Annotated in this window: 10 protein-coding genes; 5 read left to right on the forward strand and 5 right to left on the reverse strand. The window is 74.6% G+C overall.

Going from position 1 to position 18,873, the window contains the following annotated elements:
- Both dxs and C2142_RS11660 read right to left on the reverse strand, forming a co-directional pair.
- Positions 1-1,616: 1-deoxy-D-xylulose-5-phosphate synthase (dxs, locus tag C2142_RS11655; protein ID WP_148644716.1), on the reverse strand; the 1,616-nt coding region annotated here is incomplete at its 3' end.
- Between the two features lie 210 nt (positions 1,617-1,826).
- Positions 1,827-3,029 (reverse strand): ROK family transcriptional regulator, encoded by a 1,203-nt coding sequence (locus tag C2142_RS11660; protein WP_148642575.1) that lies wholly within the window; start codon positions 3,027-3,029, stop codon positions 1,827-1,829.
- Between the two features lie 552 nt (positions 3,030-3,581).
- Here C2142_RS11660 and C2142_RS11665 point away from each other — a divergent pair.
- On the forward strand, positions 3,582-5,309 hold the full coding sequence (locus C2142_RS11665; RefSeq protein WP_162002457.1) for a PQQ-binding-like beta-propeller repeat protein: 1,728 nt from the start codon (positions 3,582-3,584) through the stop codon (positions 5,307-5,309).
- Between the two features lie 157 nt (positions 5,310-5,466).
- On the forward strand, positions 5,467-8,058 hold the full coding sequence (gene pepN / locus C2142_RS11670; RefSeq protein WP_148642577.1) for an aminopeptidase N: 2,592 nt from the start codon (positions 5,467-5,469) through the stop codon (positions 8,056-8,058).
- 126 nt (positions 8,059-8,184) lie between these two features.
- Here the strand turns inward: pepN and C2142_RS11675 are convergent, their stop codons facing one another.
- Together C2142_RS11675 and malQ are read right to left on the reverse strand one after the other, a co-directional pair.
- A complete protein-coding gene (locus tag C2142_RS11675; protein ID WP_148642578.1) occupies positions 8,185-8,424 on the reverse strand; it encodes a hypothetical protein in 240 nt (79 codons plus the stop codon).
- 1 nt (position 8,425) lies between these two features.
- The gene (gene malQ, locus C2142_RS11680; RefSeq protein ID WP_241003168.1) at positions 8,426-10,507 is read right to left on the reverse strand and encodes a 4-alpha-glucanotransferase; all 2,082 of its coding nucleotides are present in this window, start codon (positions 10,505-10,507) and stop codon (positions 8,426-8,428) included.
- A gap of 382 nt (positions 10,508-10,889) precedes the next feature.
- On the opposite strand from malQ, the gene C2142_RS11685 reads away from it, so the two are divergent.
- On the forward strand, positions 10,890-14,843 hold the full coding sequence (locus tag C2142_RS11685; protein ID WP_277347251.1) for a beta-N-acetylglucosaminidase domain-containing protein: 3,954 nt from the start codon (positions 10,890-10,892) through the stop codon (positions 14,841-14,843).
- A gap of 150 nt (positions 14,844-14,993) precedes the next feature.
- Here the strand turns inward: C2142_RS11685 and C2142_RS11690 are convergent, their stop codons facing one another.
- A complete protein-coding gene (locus C2142_RS11690; protein ID WP_148642581.1) occupies positions 14,994-15,638 on the reverse strand; it encodes an HNH endonuclease in 645 nt (214 codons plus the stop codon).
- A gap of 641 nt (positions 15,639-16,279) precedes the next feature.
- Here C2142_RS11690 and C2142_RS11695 point away from each other — a divergent pair.
- A complete protein-coding gene (locus C2142_RS11695; RefSeq protein ID WP_241003169.1) occupies positions 16,280-17,371 on the forward strand; it encodes a mechanosensitive ion channel family protein in 1,092 nt (363 codons plus the stop codon).
- Positions 17,372-17,622: 251 nt separating this feature from the next.
- Complete coding sequence (locus tag C2142_RS11700) at positions 17,623-18,813, forward strand: ROK family transcriptional regulator (protein ID WP_241002522.1); 1,191 nt, start codon at positions 17,623-17,625, stop codon at positions 18,811-18,813.
- Positions 18,814-18,873 lie beyond the last annotated feature (60 nt).

Raw genomic sequence — 18,873 nt, forward strand, 5'->3', positions numbered from 1 at the left:
GGTCCACCACGGGTGATGCCCTGGGCGGCCAGCAGGTCGGCCACCTCCAGGCTGGTGGGGGCCATCGCACCGACCGAGACGATCAGCACGTCGGCGCGGCGGCCGTCGGCCTGCTCCGCGGCGCGGGGGGCCTCCCGCAGCACGTCCATGCCGCCGATCCGGCCCACCGCGGCGACGGCGGGGCCGACCGTGCCCTTGGAGTAGCGGACCACCGTGGGGGCGTCCTTGACCTCGACGGCCTCGCGCAGCTGGGCGCGCACCTGGTCGGCGTCGCGCGGGGCGGCCAGTCGCAGGCCGGGGACGACCTGGAGGATCGACATGTCCCACATGCCGTTGTGCGAGGCGCCGTCGGTGCCGGTGACACCGGCCCGGTCCAGGACGAACGTGACCCCGAGCCGGTGGAGGGCGACGTCCATCAGGACCTGGTCGAAGGCGCGGTTCAGGAAGGTCGCGTAGACCGCGAAGACCGGGTGCAGCCCGTTGGTGGCCAGGCCGGCCGCGCTGGTGACGGCGTGCTGCTCGGCGATGCCGACGTCGAAGATGCGGTCGGGGAAGGCCTTCGCGAACGGGGCCAGGCCGACGGGGTGGAGCATCGCGGCGGTGATGGCGACGATGTCCTCGCGTTCGTGGCCGAGCGCGACCATCTCCTCGCCGAAGACGGACGTCCAGTCCTTGCCCGAGCTCTTGACCGGCAGGCCGGTGTCCGGGTGGATCACGCCGACCGCGTGGAAGCGGTCCTCCTCGTTGTTCTCGGCGGCGTGGTAGCCGCGGCCCTTCTCGGTCAGGCAGTGCACGATCACCGGCCCGCCGAAGCCGCGCGCCTTGGTGAACGCCGACTCCAGCGCGGTGAGGTCGTGGCCGTCGATCGGGCCGATGTACTTGAGGCCGAGGTCCTCGAACATGCCCTGCGGGGCGATGAAGTCCTTGAGGCCCTTCTTGGCGCCGTGCAGGGTCTCGAACAGCTGCTGGCCGACCACCGGGGTGCGCTGCAGCGCGTCCTTGCCCCAGGACAGGAAGCGCTCGTAGCCCTGGGTGGTGCGCAGCGTCGCGAGGTGGTTGGCCAGGCCGCCGATGGTCGGCGAGTAGGAGCGCTCGTTGTCGTTGACGACGATGACGACCGGCAGGTCCTTGGCGTCGGCGATGTTGTTGAGCGCCTCCCAGGCCATGCCGCCGGTGAGCGCGCCGTCGCCGATCACGGCCACGACCGGGTCGTTCCTGCCCTGGATCCGGTTGGCCTTGGCCAGGCCGTCCGCGTAGGAGAGCACGGTGGAGGCGTGCGAGTTCTCGATCACGTCGTGCTCGGACTCGGCCCGGGACGGGTAGCCGGAGAGGCCGCCCTTCATCTTGAGCCGGGAGAAGTCCTGGCGGCCGGTGAGCAGCTTGTGCACGTAGCTCTGGTGGCCGGTGTCGAAGAGGATGCGGTCGCGCGGCGAGTCGAACGCCCGGTGCAGCGCGACGGTCAGCTCCACGACGCCGAGGTTCGGGCCGAGGTGGCCGCCCGTCTTGGAGACCTCCGTCACCAGGAAGGTCCGGATCTCCTCGGCCAGGGTGGCCAGCTGTCCGGGCGTGAGCTTGTCGAGATCGCGCGGTCCCCGAATGCGGGTCAGCAGGGCCACCCGTTCCTCCTCGTTCAAAGTCGCGGACCGCGGGCGGTCCGACGGGCGTCGCTGCCCGGTGTGCCGGCGCGGTCCGACTGTCTCGGTCGGTGCCGACCGGTCGAGTCTAATGTCCGCCTACCGGACGCCGAGCGGGGTGTCCGCCACCATCGGCCGGTAACCGCCGGTACGGGTGCGCCGACGGCCGCGGACGCCCCTGCGGCCGGGCACTCACGGTCGGGCGACGGACGCCTGTACGGACCGGCCCAGCGCGCCGGAGTCGTCCATCTCGCTCATCACCAGCGCCAGCGCGCCCAGCACCTCGGCCCGGCCGCCCAGTGTGCCCGGCACCACCGACAGCTGGCGGGCCGCGCTCGGGATGGCGTAGCGGGCCACCGAGTCGCGGATCGGGGCCAGCACCAGCTCGCCGGCGTCGGCGAGGTCGCCGCCGAGGATCACCCGGCGGGGGTTGAGCAGGTTGCAGAGGGTGGCGACCCCGGTGCCGATCTGCCGGCCCGCGTCGGCGATGACCCGGCGGCAGCCCAGGTCGCCCTGGTGCGCCAGCTCGACCAGCCGGGGCAGCGTGAGGTCCGGGCCGAGGGTGGTGGAGAGCAGGCCCAGCAGGTAGCGGGAGCCGACGAAGGTCTCCAGGCAGCCTCTGTTGCCGCAGCGGCAGACCGGGCCCGCCTCGTCCAGGGTGATGTGCCCGATCTCACCGGCGGTGCCGCCCGGGCCGCGGTAGATCTGGCCGTTGACCACCAGGCCGGCGCCGACGCCGCTGGCCACCTTGATGTAGGCGAGGTCGCTCAGGCCGCGGCCCGCGCCCCAGACCAGCTCGCCCAGCGCGCCCAGGTTCGCGTCGTTGTCCACGTGCACCGGCATGCCGAGGCGGGCGGCCAGCTCGCGGCCGGGGGCGATGCCCGTCCAGCCGGGCAGGATCGCGGTGGAGCCGAGCGCGCCGGTCTCCACGTCGATCGGGCCGGGGACGCCCAGGCCCACCCCGATCACCTTGTCCGGGCGGAAGCCGGCCTGGGCCAGGAGCCGGTCGACCAGCGCCTCGGCACGGTCGAAGCCCTGGGCCGCGGAGACGTCCACGTCGATCGGCGCGCTCTCCTCGGCGAGCACCCGGTGCGCGAGGTTGCCGACGGCGACCCGGAGGTGGGTGTGGCCGAAATCGATGCCCACCACGATGCCGGCGTCACCGCTGAGCGAGACGCTGCGGGCGCGGCGGCCGCCGGAGGAGGTGTCGGCGACCACGACGGTGCCGCTCTCCTTGAGCTCCCGGACGATGTTGGACACGGTGGCCGCGGAGAGCCCGGTGCCGCGGGCGATCTCGGCCTGGGTCAGCGAGCCGGCCATCCGTACCGCCCGGAGCACGCGCTCCAGGTTCGCCCGGTGCAGCGAGGACTGCGAGCCCGGTGTGTCCGTCGACATGATCCACCCTCCCAAGGGCGAGGGAACCCCTCCGCCGGGCGCTCCCTCCAACTCCTGAAGCGTAGGCCCTGAAGGGGGTCGGGGGTGCGGCGACCGGCGACGCGGGTGCAACGGCGGGTGACGGGGAGGCGGCGCGGGGGCGTCGGGAGGGGTACGGTCCGCGGCGGCGCGGGGGTGGCGCGGGGGCGTCGGGAGGGGTACGGTCCGCGGCGGCGCCCGGAGGGGGCCCGGCGGCGACACGCCGGAGTGCGGGCGGAACGGGGGCGGCGGGACGCGCGGCAGCTCAGGGGCGCGGCGCGCGGGGTTCGGGGCTCCTGAAGGAGGGCCAAAACGGGCCACCCGTACGATGGTGCCCAATCTCACCCGTCCCACCGGCCTCGGACGTGACCCGGCCGGGGGACGCTTTCAGACATGACGGGGAATCAGATGGCAGGGGATCACCCTACGCCGGGGGCAGGCGACTCGCCCGGTAGCGGACACCAGGACAACCGGGGAGTCTCGCTGGGGCGCACGCCCGGCGGAGCACCGGACCCGGCCGCCGTGGCGGACCAGATGACACAGCTCGACGGGGCACCGGTCCCCGGCCAGGCCGCACCGGCCGCGCCGGCCGCGCCTCCCGGCCAGCCCCCGGCCCAGCCGCCGGCACCGGGCAGTGACTACGCCTACGCGCCCACCGCCGCCGCCTTCCCCGCGCAGGGCACGCCCCCGCCCCCGGCGGGCGCGCCGGTCGGCCCGTACGACCCGGCCCCGGGCCAGCCCCCGTTCGGCGGCGCCGGCGCCGGACAGCAGTACGGCTACACCGCCCCGCCGGCCGCCGACGGCGGCTACGCCTACCAGCAGCAGGCCGGGTACAGCCACCCGGGCGCGCCGGTGCCGACGGCGCCCAAGCAGCGCAACCCGGTGATGCTCTGGGGCGGCATCATCGGCGGCGTGCTGGCGATCGCCATCGTCGCCGGCCTGATCGTGCTGTTCACCGACAACCCCGACGACCCGCCGTCCGCCGCCGACAACGGCGGCACCAGCAGCACCGCGGGCGGGGTCACCAGCGGCACCTCCGGCGGTCCCACCACCGACCCCACCACCCAGAACGGCACCGGCGGCCCGGCCGGTGGCGGCAAGGCCGGCGCCTACAACCTCGCCTGGACCGCCCCCAAGCCGGCCAACGCGGCGAGCGGCTCGCAGATGCTCGGCATCTGGGGCGCCGACAAGACCATCGTGCGCGCCGACAGCTCCGGCATCCGCGGCCTCAACTCGGCCGACGGCAAGGAGCTGTGGACGATCGCCCCGCCGGCCGGCAGCAAGGAGTTCTGCGCCGCCTCGTACGGGGTGAACTCCAAGCACATCGCCGCGGTCGCGCTCAACACCGGTGACAGCGACTGCTCCACCGTCGGCGCGGTCGACGTCAGCACCGGCAAGCTGCTCTGGACGGCCAAGGTCAGCCAGGACCGGATGTCCTCGCCCACCCTGACCGTCACCGAGAAGGTCATCGGCATCGGCGCCAACATGGCCGGCGCGGTGAACATCAGCGACGGCTCGCCGGTCTGGCAGTTCCAGCCGCGCGAGAAGGACTGCAGCGTCTACGGCAAGGCGGCCGGCACCCAGATCGCGGTCAGCGACCGCTGCTACGGCCTCAACACCACCGTCAAGTCGCAGCTGGTGCTGGTCGACACGGACACCGGCAAGACCACCAGCTCCGCGCCGATCACCCTGACCGGCAGCATCGAGCGGGTCGACAAGGTCGTCTCGGACCAGCCGCTCGTCCTGCTGGTCACCAACGGCCCGAACGGCGACTACATCCTGCCGTTCGACAAGAGCAACAAGCCGATGAACCCGATGTCGGTCAAGGAGCCGGGCGCCGACAGCCTGCGGCTCTCCGGCCAGGCCGACGCGTTCACCCAGAGCGTGGTGAGCGGGACGACGCTGTACGTCCAGACCAACCCCACCAAGCCGGCCGTCAACGCCTACGACCTGACCAGCGGCAAGCGGCTCTGGTCGGCCACCGGCGGCGCCACCGACGGCATCCGCCTGGTCTCCGGCACCGACAAGGACGGCAAGGTCCGCGCCGTGCTGGACATGGGCTACAACAAGGACTCCAAGCTGGTGACGCTCTCGCCTGCCGACGGTTCGGTGAGCGAGCTCGGCAACCTCACCCAGAACAAGGCCGCCGACTCCGTCTACGCCAGCTCCACCGAGTACGTGGTGCAGTCCGACGGCTCGCTGTTCGGCTTCGCCCGCAGCTCCAGCTCGGAGAACCCGGTGATCAAGTACGTCAAGAAGTGACGCGTCGGCCCTGAGGGGCTGACCACCCGTCGGCACGACCGGGCGGGGCGGAGCGGGCCGACCGGCCCGCCCCGCCCCGCCCGCGGCTTTTCCCCCGGTGCGGGCACCGGGACATGGGAGGATGCGAGGCATCAAGCCTGACGAAGGAGTCCTGCGAGTGCCCGGCACCAACCTGACGCGTGAGGAGGCCCGCACCCGGGCCGACCTCCTGCGCGTGGACGCGTACGACATCGAGCTCGACCTCGGCTCGGCCCGCGAGGGAGGCACCTTCCGGTCCACCACAGTGGTCCGGTTCACCGCCCGCACCCCCGGCGCGGCCACCTTCATCGACCTGGTCGCCCCGAGCGTCGAGGAGATCACGCTCAACGGCGAGCGGATCGACAACGCCAACTTCGCCGACAGCCGGATCGCGCTGCCGAACCTGGCGGCCGAGAACGAGCTGCGGGTCGTCGCCGACTGCGCCTACACCAACACCGGCGAGGGCCTGCACCGGTTCGTCGACCCGGTCGACGGCGAGACCTACCTGTACACCCAGTTCGAGGTGCCGGACGCCCGCCGGGTCTTCGCCTCCTTCGAGCAGCCCGACCTCAAGGCCGCGTTCACCTTCACCGTGACCGCGCCCAAGGGCTGGGTCGTCGTCTCCAACTCCCCCACCCCGGCCCCGGAGGGCGAGGGCGACACCCAGGTCTGGAGGTTCGAGCCCACCGGCCGGATCTCCAGCTACATCACCGCGCTCGTCGCCGGCCCGTACGTCGGTGTCTTCGACGCCTACGAGAACGGCGACCAGAAGGTGCCGCTGGGCGTCTACTGCCGCCCCTCGCTGCGCGAGTTCCTGGACGCCGAGGCGATCTTCGAGGTCACCAAGCAGGGTTTCGACTACTTCCAGGAGAAGTTCGACTACCCGTACCCGTTCGCCAAGTACGACCAGCTCTTCGTCCCGGAGTTCAACGCCGGCGCGATGGAGAACGCGGGTGCCGTCACCCTGCGCGACCAGTACGTGTTCCGCTCCAAGGTGACCGACGCCGCGTACGAGTCGCGGGCCGCGACCATCCTGCACGAGCTGGCCCACATGTGGTTCGGCGACCTCGTCACCATGGAGTGGTGGAACGACCTCTGGCTGAACGAGTCGTTCGCCACCTTCGCCGAGGCCGTCTGCCAGGCCGAGGCGCCCGGCTCGAAGTGGCCGCACTCGTGGACCACCTTCGCCAACCAGATGAAGACCTGGGCGTACCGGCAGGACCAGCTGCCGTCCACCCACCCGATCATGGCCGAGATCAACGACCTGGAGGACGTCCAGGTCAACTTCGACGGCATCACCTACGCCAAGGGCGCCTCGGTGCTCAAGCAGCTGGTGGCGTACGTCGGCCAGGACGCCTTCTTCGAGGGCGTGCGGGCCTACTTCAAGCAGCACGCCTGGGGCAACACCCGCCTCGGCGACCTGCTCGGCGCCCTGGAGAAGTCCAGCGGACGCGACCTCAAGGCCTGGTCCAAGGCCTGGCTGGAGACGGCCGGCATCAACGTGCTGCGCCCCGCGCTCACCCTCAACACCGACGGCGAGATCGAGTCCTTCGCCGTCCTCCAGGAGGCCCCCGCGCTGCCGGCCGGCGCCAAGGGCGAGGCGGTGCTCCGCCCGCACCGCATCGCCATCGGCCTGTACGAGCTGGCCGACGGCTCGCTGGTCCGCACCGACCGGATCGAGCTGGACGTCGACGGCCCGCGCACCGAGGTGCCCGAGCTGGTCGGCCGGCACCGCCCGGCCGTCATCCTGCTCAACGACGACGACCTCTCCTACGCCAAGGTCCGCCTGGACGAGGACTCGCTGGCCGTCGTCACCGAGCACCTCGGCGGCTTCGCCGACTCGCTGCCGCGCGCCCTGTGCTGGGCCTCCGCCTGGGACATGACCCGCGACGGCGAGCTGGCCGCCCGCGACTACCTGTCGCTCGCCGTCTCCGGCCTCGGCCGGGAGTCCGACATCGGCGTCGTCCAGTCGGTGCACCGCCAGGTCAAGCTCGCCCTCGACGCCTACGCCGACCCGGCCTGGCGCGAGCAGGGCCTGGCCCGCTGGGCCGAGGCCGCCGAGGCGCAGCTGCGCGCCGCCGAGCCCGGCAGCGACCACCAGCTGGCCTGGGCCCGCGCGCTGGCCTCCGTCGCCCGCACCGAGGGTCAGCTCGGCCTGCTGGCCGGCCTGCTGGACGGTTCGGCCGAGCTGAAGGGCCTGGCCGTCGACACCGAGCTGCGCTGGGCCCTGCTCGGCCGGCTCTGCGCCACCGGCCGCGCCGACGAGGCCGCCGTCGTGGCCGAGCTGGAGCGCGACAACACCGCGGCCGGCCAGGAGCACGCCGCCACCTGCCGCGCCTCCCGGCCGACCGCCGAGGCCAAGGCGGAGGCCTGGGCCTCCGTGGTGGAGTCGGACAAGCTCACCAACTACGTCCAGGAGGCCGTGATCGTCGGCTTCCAGCAGGCCGACCAGCGTGAGCTGCTGGCGCCGTTCACCGCGAAGTACTTCGCGGCGGTCAAGGGGATCTGGGAGACCCGCAGCCACGAGATCTCGCAGCAGATCATCGTCGGCCTGTACCCGGCGCTCCAGGTCGAGCAGGCCACGCTGGACGCCACCGACGCCTGGCTGGCCTCGGCCGACCCGGCGCCGGCGCTGCGGCGGCAGGTCGTCGAGGCGCGGGCCGGGATCGAGCGTGCGCTGAAGGCCCAGGTGGCCGACCGGGCGGCGGGCGCCCGGGCGCTCGGGCACTGACGCCCTCCGGGGCCGGGGGCCTGCGGGCTCCCGGCCCCGGGACGTGCAGGAACGCCCGAGGGGGCGCCGGACGTGGTGTCCGGCGCCCCCTCGGGCGTTGTACGGGTCTGGGGTGGAAGGCCCGCGCTACTTCTTCTTGGCCTTGCTGCCCCACGGCATCCCGGCCAGGGCCGCGATGATCACGAAGGACGCGATCGGGATCAGCACGTACAGGCCGAGGATCTGGGCGACACTCAGGCCGCTACCCGGGTCGTCGCCGTCGTCCCGGGTGAGGGCCATGGCGGGCGACGACAGCAGCATCATCAGCGTGACCGTTGCGGTGACCGCGCCGGCTCGCAAAGCGTTCCTCTTGTCCACGTTCCCCAACTTACCCGCCTCTTACGTCGCGGCGCTCGGCGGGGTCGGCCTTTCGGGACCCCTCACCAGGACCCTCACCAGGGCCCCTCGCCAGGACCCCGGCGAGCGCGCGGGCCGCCCCGTCCGCGGCGATCGCGTCCAGCGTGACCGGTGTGCCGGCGCCGTCGGCGACCGGCAGCCGCCAGTTCGGGTACTGGTCCCAGGTACCGGGCAGGTTCTGCGGGCGCGGATCGCCCACCAGGTCCGGCAGCCAGACGCCGACCAGCTCCGCCGGGGTGGCCCGCAGGAACCGGTACAGCGCCCGCGCGGAGAGCGGCTCGCCCTCGGCCAGCAGGCCCAGCCGGACCAGCTCGGCCCGCCAGTCGGCCAGCTCGGCCGCCGCCTCCGCCTGCTCCTCTCCGAGCGTGCGGGCCAGCAGCCCCAGCCGGTGGCGCAGCTCGACGTGCTCGCCGGAGAGCCGGGCCGCCGTGCTCGGCAGGTCATGGGTGGTCAGGGTCGCCAGGCTGCCCGGCCGCCAGCGCTCCGGTGCGAGGACCTCGCCCTTCGACTGCCAGTCCCGCTCGAACCAGAGCACCGACGTGCCGAGGATGCCGCGCGCCGCCAGCTCCTCCCGCACGCCCGGCTCCACGGTGCCCAGGTCCTCGCCGATCACCGCCGCCCCCGCCCGGTACGCCTCCAGGGCCAGCACGCCGAGCATCGCCTCGGCGTCGTAGCGGACGTACGCGCCCTCGGTCGGCGCGTGGCCCTCCGGCACCCACCAGAGCCGGAACAGGCCCATCACATGGTCGATCCGGATCGCGCCCGCGTGCCGGGCCGCCGAGCGGAGCAGCTCCGCGAACGGCGCGTAGCCGGCCGCGGCGAGCGCGTCCGGGCGCCAGGGCGGCAGGCCCCAGTCCTGGCCGTGGGCGTTGAAGGCGTCCGGCGGGGCCCCGGTCGAGATGCCGGCGGCGAGGAAGTCCTGGAGCGCCCAGGCGTCGGCACCGTCCGGGTGGACGCCGACGGCGAGGTCGTGGATCAGGCCGACCGGCATCCCGGCGGTGCGGGCGGCCTGCTGGGCGTGGGCGAGCTGCTGGTCGACCTGCCAGGCCAGCCAGCGGTGGAACTCCGCCTCCTCCGCGTGCCCCTCGGCGGCCAGGGTGACGTGGGGGCTCTCCGGGTGGCGCAGGCCCTTCGGCCAGGCGTGCCGGTCGGCGCCGTGCACCTCGGCGAGGGCGTTCCAGAGGGCGTACCGCTCCAGCCACCCGCCCTCCCGGGCCCGGTACGCCTGGTACGCGGCCTCCCGGCCGGCGCCGCGCGGGACCTCGTGCAGCAGCTCCAGGGCGCGGCGCTTGAGCGCCCAGACCGCGTCCCGGTCGATCAGGCCGTCGTGGCCCAGCACCTCGGTGCGCAGCCTGGCGGCGCGGCGGCCCAGCTCCTCGGCCTCGGCGCGCTGCTCGCCCGTCAGGTAGGCGTACTCGGGCACCGCCTCGACCCGCAGGTGAACGGGATCGGCGAAGCGGCGGGACGAGGGGCGGTAGGGGGACGGGTCGGAGGGGGTCGGGTCGGAGGGGGTCGTGGGAAGGCCCGCGTGCAGCGGGTTGATCTGCACGAACCCGGCGCCCAGGCCTGCGGCCCACTGGGTGAGCTCGGCGAGGTCGCCGAGGTCGCCCATGCCCCAGGAACGGTCGGAGAGGACGGAGTACAGCTGGGCAAGGAAGCCCCAGCTGCGGCCCGGCAGCTGCGGCAGCCGCTCCGGCGCCACGATCAGGTGGGCGCGCTGCTCCTCCCCCGCCGTCTGCGCCCTCAGCGTGTGCCGCCCGAGCGGCAGGTCCGCCGGCAGCCAGTGCGAGTGCCCGCGCGGCAGCTCCCAGGCCCCGCCGTCCTCCAGTTCGACGCTCAGCCGCACGTCGGCCGGCACGTCCAGCGCCGTCCGCCGCCCGGCCCGCACCACCACGGTCGGCGGCAGCAACCGCGCCCGCTGCCCCGCCCGGTGACGCTCCAGCGCCTCCCGCGCCGCCTCCGGCGTCCTCGCCTCCACCCCCAACGCGGCCAGCACCGCGACCAGTGTCCGCGCCCCCACCGGCGCGCCCCCGGGGCCGTACCGGGTGTCCACCCCGTACGCCTGCGCCAACGCCACCAGCTCGGGCGGCGGAGGGGGCGCGTCCTGCGCCGGCACCTCCAGGCCGTCGGCTCCGTCACGGTCGAGATAAGCGGCCACTCGCGGCTCCTGCGATGCTCGGCAAAGCCCGGTCAGAACAGCCACAGTCCTACCCGCGTGACGACCCGGTCACCCGGCGCGACACGGTGCGGGGGCGACGTGTCGCACCGGGGAGTAGCGCCTGGCCCCGCGCCGGGGACGGAGCCGGCCCGGCCGGGCCGGGCCTACGAGATCACAAACGCCACAAACCAGGCATACCCGTCGACGGCGTTGACACCGGCTGGGTCAACTGGTGGGCTTTGGCGCGATGTGGTCGTTGCCTGGCGAGGAGGCTCCTGTGCAAGCCCGAGTGTCCGCCGCCGCGGGGCGGCGGTTGCGGCAGCAGCTGGACCAGAGCCCGGCGCTGCGCGAGGTGTTGTACCACCCGGCCGCGCTGGCGGCGCGGCGGGCCACGGCGCGGACGTGCCGTCAGCTGGCGCCCAGGACGGCGGACCGCCTGATCGCGGACCTGAAGGGGACGCCGCCGCTGCTGGCGTCGGTGCGGGCGGAGCGGGCGCTGGCCTCCCGGCCCGGGGCGCCGAGCCGGCGGACGCTGCAGGTGGCGGCGACGCTGTCGGCGGCGGCCGTGGTCGGCGGGCTGCTGGTCAGCGGGCCGGTGGCGTACGCGTACAACCCGGGGCCGGACGTGGTGAGCACGGCGGCGCAGACGCCGCTGGGGAGCGTGAGCAACCCTCAGGTGTTCCCGCGGCCGCAGGAGCAGAGCGTGGCCGGCAAGCCGGTCGTGGTGCCGGCCGCCGTCACGCTGGTGACCGCGCCGAAGGCGGACGGCGGGGCGGTGGACACCGTCCGCGAGGTGCTGGGCGTGGCCGGGGCGACGGCGGTGACGCCGCAGCCCGACGGCGGGACGCCGGCCGCCGGGTCGCTGGTGGTGTACGTCGGCGGGCCCTCCGAAGGCGCCGGCGGCGAGGCGGACCGGGTGCTGCGGGAGCTGACCGCGGCCGCGGGCGGCAAGGACGGCACCGCACCGTCCACCTCCGGGATGCCGGCCGGCGGGTACGTGCTGTCCGCGGGCCAGCTGCCGGCGCAGGGCGGCGGGACGTACGGCGCGGTGGTGCTGGCCGGGACGGACGCGGCGGGCACGTTCTACGCGGCGCAGTCGCTGCGCCAGCTGCTGGCGGCGGTGCCGGCCGGGCAGGGGCAGGCGCCGGGCGCGGCCGGTCTCGGACTGCCGGGGATCACCCTGCGCGACTGGCCGTCGGGCGCGCCGGTGCGCGGGACGGCGGAGGCGTTCTACGGCACGCCGTGGAGCCAGCAGCAGCGGCTGGACCAGCTGGACTTCCTCGGCCGGTCGAAGCAGAACTTCTACCTGTACGCGCCGGGCGACGACGCGTACCGGCTCTCCCGCTGGCGCGACGGCTACCCGCACGCGCGGGCCGAGGAGCTGAAGGCGCTGGCCTCCCGGGCCCGGCAGAACCACGTCACCCTCGGGTACGCGATCGACCCGGGGCAGTCGCTCTGCTACAGCTCGGCCAAGGACGCCGACGCGCTGGTCGCCAAGCTGGACGGGCTGCGCAAGCTCGGCTTCACCGCGTTCCAGCTCCAGTTCCTGGACGTCTCCTACGACGAGTGGCACTGCAGCGAGGACCGGTCCAAGTACGGCACCGGGCCGGCCGCCGCCGCCAAGGCGCAGGCCGAGCTGATCACCAGGGTGAACGACCGGCTGATCGCGAGGAACCCCGGGCTGGCCCCGCTCTCCGTGGTGCCGACCGAGTACCACCAGCAGGGCGCCACGCCGTACCGCAAGGCGCTGGCGGCGGCGCTGCCGCAGGGCGTGCAGGTGGCCTGGAGCGGGGTCGGGGTGATCCCGGAGAAGATCACGGGCGCTCAGGCCGCCGACACCGCAAGCCTGTACGGGCGGCCGCTGGTCACCATGGACAACTACCCGGTCAACGACGCCAACCCGGACCGGCTCTACCTCGGCGCCTACACCGGGCGGGACGCGGAGGTCGCCACCAGGTCGGCCGTCATGCTGACCGGCGCGATGCAGCAGCCGGTCGCCTCCCGGATCGCGCTGTCCACCGCGGGGGACTTCGCCTGGAACCCGGCGGCGTACAAGCCGGAGGAGTCCTGGCAGGCCGCGCTGCGTTCGCTGGCCGGCCCGACCGGCGCCGCGACCACCCCGGCCGGGGCCGCGCTGTCGGCCGTCACGGCGCTGGCCGGCAACAGCTCGTCCTCGCCGCTGTCCAAGCAGGAGTCCGGCTACCTGGCCCCGCTGCTGGACCGGTTCTGGGCGACCGCCGAGCCCAACGCCGGTGCCGCGCCGGACCTCGCCAAGCTGATAGAGGCGGCGGCCCCGCTGCGGGACGCCTTCACCGCGATGGCGGGCGCGCAGCAGACCCTGGCGGCGACCCCGGCCACCGCCCCGCTGGCCGCCGAGGCCGGCCCCTGGCTGGCCCCGCTGCGCGACTACGGGCTGGCCGGCCAGGCCGCGCTGGACATGCTGCTGGCGCAGCGCGGCGGCGACGGCGCGGCCGCCTGGAAGGCCCGGGTGGAGCTGAACAAGCTGCGCGAGCAGCTCGGCCAGAGCCCGGCGACGGTCGGCGCGGGCGTACTCGGCCCGTTCCTGGAGCGCGCCGTCCGGGCCGCCGACAACTGGGCGGGCGTGGTCGGCGGCGGGATCACCGCGACCAGCACGCTGGGCACCGCGCACGACCACCTGCCGGCCCTGATGGCCGACGGTGTGGCCGACACCTTCTACTGGAGCTCGGCGCCGCCGCAGCCGGGCGACTCGGTCGGCCTGGACCTCGGCGGCGGCCGTCCGGTCGGCAGCGTCACCGTGCTGATGGGCTCCTGGGGCAGCGGCCCCGACGGCGGGAGCGCGCTGGACGACTACATCCGCGACGGCGTGCTGGAGTACACCACCGGCGAGGGCGGCTGGAAGCAGCTGGCGCAGGTGAAGAACCAGAAGAGCATCACCGCCCAGCTGCCCGCCGGCACGGTGGTCCGCGGGGTGCGGCTGCGTGCCACCGCCGCGCAGAAGACCGCGGTGGCGGTGCGCGAGTTCACCGTGACCGCGCCGGACGAGGCCCCGGCCAGCGTCACCGGCGGTCCGGAGGCGCTGCCCGGCGCCTCGGCCGCCGCCGTGCTGGACGGCAACCCGGACACCGCCTACCGGGCGGCCACCGCGCCGACGGCCACGGACGAGCCGCTCACCGTCGAGCTGGGCGCGGCCCGGCCGCTGGACCGGCTGACCATCCTCACCGACCCGAACGTGCGGGCCTCCGCCACCGTCGCGGTGCGCCGCGCGGACGGCACCTGGGCGGAGATCGGCACCGTCCAGCCCGGCTACAACGAGCTGCCGGCCGGCGGCCTGAGCGCGGACGCGTTCCGGCTGGCCTGGAAGCCGGGCGGGGAGCCGCCCGTGGTCAACCAGGTGATCCCCTGGTACGCGGACGTCCCGGTGGCCCGGCTCAGCCTGGCCGACGCGGCGCTGGACGTGGTCACCGGCGCGCCCGCACCGGTGCAGGCGCGGGCGATGGTCGAGGCGGGCCGCCCCGAGGGGGTCTCCGGCGAGCTGCGGGCCGAGGTGCCGGCCGTCGCCAAGGGCCTGACCGTGGCCCCGGCGTCCGGGGTGAACGTGCCGCGCGGCGGCCGGGTGGGCGTGCCGCTGATGGTCAGCGCCACGCCGGAGACGCCGTCCGGGACGTACCAGGTGCCGGTGGTGTTCGTGGCCGGGACGACCACCGTCCGGCAGGTGCTCCAGGTGCACGTGGTGCCGCCGACCGGCGGCCCGGACCTGGCGACCACCGCGCAGGCGAGCTCGTCGGCCGACGAGACGTCGAACTTCCCCGCGTCGGCGGTGGCGGACGGCGACCCGAAGACCCGCTGGTCCTCGCCGGCCAAGGACGACGCCTGGGTGCAGCTGGAGCTTCCGCAGGCCGCCCACCTGGGCTCGGCGGTGCTGCACTGGCAGGCCGCGTACGCCTCCGCGTACAAGGTCCAGGCCTCGGCGGACGGCGTCAGCTGGACCACCGTGGCGACGGTGGACGACGGCAAGGGCGGCAACGAGACGGTGCGGTTCGACGCGCCGGGGGCGAAGTTCCTGCGGGTGCAGGGCGTCGCCCGGGCCACCAAGTACGGCTACTCGCTCTGGGGCGTCGAGCTGTACGGGGTCACGGCGGCGGCCCCGCCGGCCGGGCAGCCCGTCCAGCCGGCCACCCCGCCCACGCCGCCCGCCACCTCCCCGGCCACGCCGCCGGCCACCCCCGCCACGCCGCCCGCGAAGCCGTAGGGGCGCACCGGCCCCGGGCCGGAGGGCGCGCCCGCGCCGGGCGGGCGGGCGGCCGCGCAGACGGCGGGCCGCCGCGCTCCCCGGTGCGGGGTGCGCGGCGGCCCATGAGGCGTACCGAAGGTATGACGGGCAAGCCCTTGTGGAACGGGGTCAGGCGGAGAGCGGTTCCGGCTGCTCACCGCGGCGGACGGGGGCGGTGTGGGCGGCGTGCGCCCGGCCGAGCGGCACCGTGTGCCCGGCCTCACTATGGTCGTGGTGCTCGTACTCGCCCCACTGCGGGGCGCGCAGCTGGTCGCCGCCGCCGTAGGGTTCCAGGTAGGGACGCCAGCGCGGGTCCCTGATCCCGGTGCCGATGATGCGCCAGGCCAGGCCGCTCGGCGGGGCCGGCGGGCGCTTCATCCGCCAGCCGAGTTCGGTGAGGTGGCGGTCGGCCTTGGTGTGGTTGCAGCGGCGGCAGGCGGCCACCACGTTGTCCCACCGGTGCTGGCCTCCCCGGCTGCGCGGGATGACGTGGTCGACGCTGGTGGCGGCGGCCCCGCAGTAGACGCAACGGCCGTGGTCGCGGGCGAACAGCGCCCGGCGGGTGAGCGGGACGGGCCCGCAGAACGGGACCCGGACGAAGCGGGTCAGACGGACGACGGACGGCGCCGGAAGGGCGCTGGTGGCGCTGTGCAGAGTGACTCCCGAGTCCTCCAGGCTGACCGCCTTGTGGTTGAGGACCAGGATGAGTGCGCGGCGCATCGATACGACGCCGAGTGGCTCGTAGGACGCGTTGAGGACCAGGACATGCGGCACGGATGCCTCCTTGGACGCCTGCGGCGCGTGGCTCGCGCCGGGACGAGCGGTTGGACCACGCAACGGGTGCGTGATCTCCCCCAGTGTCGCCTTACGCCTTTGTACGGCGCCACCACTCCTGTGTAACGGACCCGGTATGAACTCCGGGTGTGCTTTCCGTCATACCCGGTATGCCCTGGCGACGGACGGGTTGCACCCGGGCACCCGCGCGGGGGGCGGCTCGGCCGGTCGGAGCAGCCGGGCGGCGGGCGGCGCGGGGCCGGTCGGGGGGCGGCGCAGGGGGCGGTCCGGGGGGCGGTCCGGGGGCTCGCCGGGTCGTTGACGGGGCGTCCGGTCGGTTTCCGCGCGCCCGGCGGCGGCTCCTCCCGCCGGGCCCGGCGTGTCCGGAGGGCGGTTCGACGGCCGATAGGCTAAGGCGGACGGTCCGCAGGCCAGGGGCATGCTTCCGCGGCGGCGGGCTGTGCCACGCCCCCTGCAGGAAGGTCCCGCACGTGTTCAGGTCCGGTGCCGTCGGCCTCCTCGCCGACGCGTCCACGACGCTCACGTCCACGACGACTCTCCCGGCCGCGCCGGGTTCGGCCACCTCCCCGGCCCCGGCCCCGAGCCCGACGGCCCCCGCACTGCCACAGCTCGACCTCAGAATCCCGACCAGCGCGCAGGAGGTCAGCGACACCACCAAGCAGGCGGCCGGCTGGTTCGACTCGCACTGGCAGGACTGGCTGGCCGGCGGGGTGCGGATCGTCTTCATCATCGTGCTGGCGCTGGTGCTGCGGGCCGTGGTGCGCAAGCTGATCACCCAGCTGATAACGCGGATGACCAGGCCGAACGACGACGACGACGAGCCCACCCGGCTCGGCGGACTGCTGGCCAACACCGGGGTGGTCAACCCCGAACGGCGCCAGCAGCGCTCGGAGGCGATCGGCTCGGTGCTGCGCAGCGTGGCGTCGTTCACCATCCTGGGCACGGCCGCGCTGATGGTGCTCGCGGCGCTCGGGGTGAACCTGGCGCCGCTGCTGGCGAGCGCCGGTGTGGCCGGTGTGGCGATCGGTTTCGGCGCCCGCAACCTGGTCACCGACTTCCTCTCCGGGGTCTTCATGATCATGGAGGACCAGTACGGCGTCGGCGACGAGATCGACACCGGGGTGGCCACCGGCACGGTGCTGGAGGTCGGCCTGCGGGTCACCAAGCTGCGCGGGGCAGGCGGCGAGATCTGGTACATCCGCAACGGCGAGGTGAAGCGGATCGCCAACATGAGCCAGGGCTGGTCGACCGCCTCGGTGGACGTCCAGGTCGGCTACAAGGAGGACCTGGTCCGGGTCGAGGCGCTGATCCAGGAGACGGCGGAGACGCTCGCCAAGGAGGCGCCGTTCGACGAGCTGATCTGGGCGCCGGTGTCGATCCTGGGCGTGGAGTCGGTCGCCGCGGACTCGGTGGTGCTGCGGGTCGAGGCCCGGACGGCGCCGGGCAAGTCGCTGACGGTGGCACGGGCGCTGCGGCAGCGGCTGAAGGCCGCGTTCGACCTGTCCGGGATCAAGGTCAAGGAGGAGGTCGCTCCGGCCGCCGGCGCCGCGGGCGCGGCCGCCGGAACGGCCGCGATGGTCGTGGCGACGACCGCGGCCGACGCCGCCCCGCCGTCCGCGCTGGCCGACCCGACCTCGCCGCGCTACCTGGCGACGGCGCCGATACCGGCACCGGTCAAGCCGGCCGACGACGCCGGGGCCAAGTCGCCCTGACAGCCGGGGAAGCGACCCGAAAACGGACCAAAGCCCCGTCTCCCGGACACCCGGGGGGCGGGGCTTCGCGCTGCCCGGTAACGAGTCGGCATCCACCGTCGCAGCGACCATTGACACCCTCCTGACGGGGACCGTACGGTCCTGTCTCAAGCGACTGGAAAGTTTCCTAACAGTTCGCTCCGGGGCCGCCCGGAGGTCGCCGGCACCCACCCGGAGGCCGCCACCACCTGCAGGAAGAGGAGGATCTTCGCGTGACCAAGACGACCGCCAAGGCCCCCCTCGCCGGCACCCCCAGCCTGCTGCGGGCCATCAACGACCGCGCCGCCCTCGAACTGCTCCTGGAGAACGGCCCGCTCTCCCGCACCCAGATCGGCACCCTGACCGGGCTCTCCAAGCCCACCGCCTCCCAGCTGCTGGCCCGCCTGGAGGCGGCCGGGCTGGTCCTCCCGGTCGGCACCACCGCGGGCGGGCCGGGCCCCAACGCGCAGCTGTACCAGGTGAATCCGGCGGCCGGCTACGTCGCCGGGCTGGACGTCACCAACAGCCACGTACGGGTCGCCGTCGCCGACATCACCGGCACCACGCTGGCCGAGCACGTCGCCTTGACCAAGGGCTGGCCGGCCGCCGAGACCGTCACCCGGGTGGCCGCCGCGGCCGCCGAGACCGTCCGCGCCGCCGGACTCGCCGAGGGCAGCCTGCACAGCGTGGCGATCGGCGTCGGCGGCGCGCCCGACCCGGTCACCGGAAAGCTCCGCTACGCCTCCCACCTGCCCGGCTGGCACTCACCGCGGCTGGTGCAGGAGCTGTCGGAGGCGATCGGCGCCCCGGTGTCGATCGAGAACGACGTGAACCTCGCCGCCGTCGCCGAGCAGGCCTCCGGCGCCGCACGCGGGTTCGAGGACTTCGTCCTGCTCTGGGCCGGCGAGGGCACCGGCGCCGCGATCGTGATCGCCGGCCGGCTGCACCGCGGCTTCACCGGCGGCGCCGGGGAGGTCGGCTACATGCCGGTGCCCGGCTCACCGGTCGTGCGGGACGTGCGCCGCCGCAACTCCGGCGGGTTCCAGGAACTGGTCGGCGCCCCCGCCGTCCGGGCCCTGGCCCGGGAGTTCGGGCTCGGCGCGCCCACCGCGGAGGAGTCGCTCGCGAAGGCCCTGGAGACCCCGGGCGCCGGCGACGGGTTCCTCGCCGCGCTGGCCGGACGGCTCGCCGTCGGGCTGGCCGTGATCGTCGCCGTCGTCGACCCCCAGCTCGTGGTGGTCTCCGGCGGTGTGCCGGGTGCGGGCGGCGAACGGCTGCGCGCACTCGTCGAGGAGGAGCTGGCCCGGATCTCGATCGCCCGGCCGGAAGTCCGCATCAGCGCCCTGCCCGGTTCGCCCGTCCTGACCGGCGCGCTGCAACGCGCGCTGGCCGCCGCCCGCGAGGCGGTCTTCTCCACCCACTGACGCTCCCAGCGCACCCACCCGTCGTACCGCACCTGAAACCTCTCCCCCATTCCCCGAACG

This window comes from Streptomyces sp. CB01881, assembly GCF_002953255.1.
Classification (GTDB): Bacteria; Actinomycetota; Actinomycetes; order Streptomycetales; family Streptomycetaceae; genus Kitasatospora.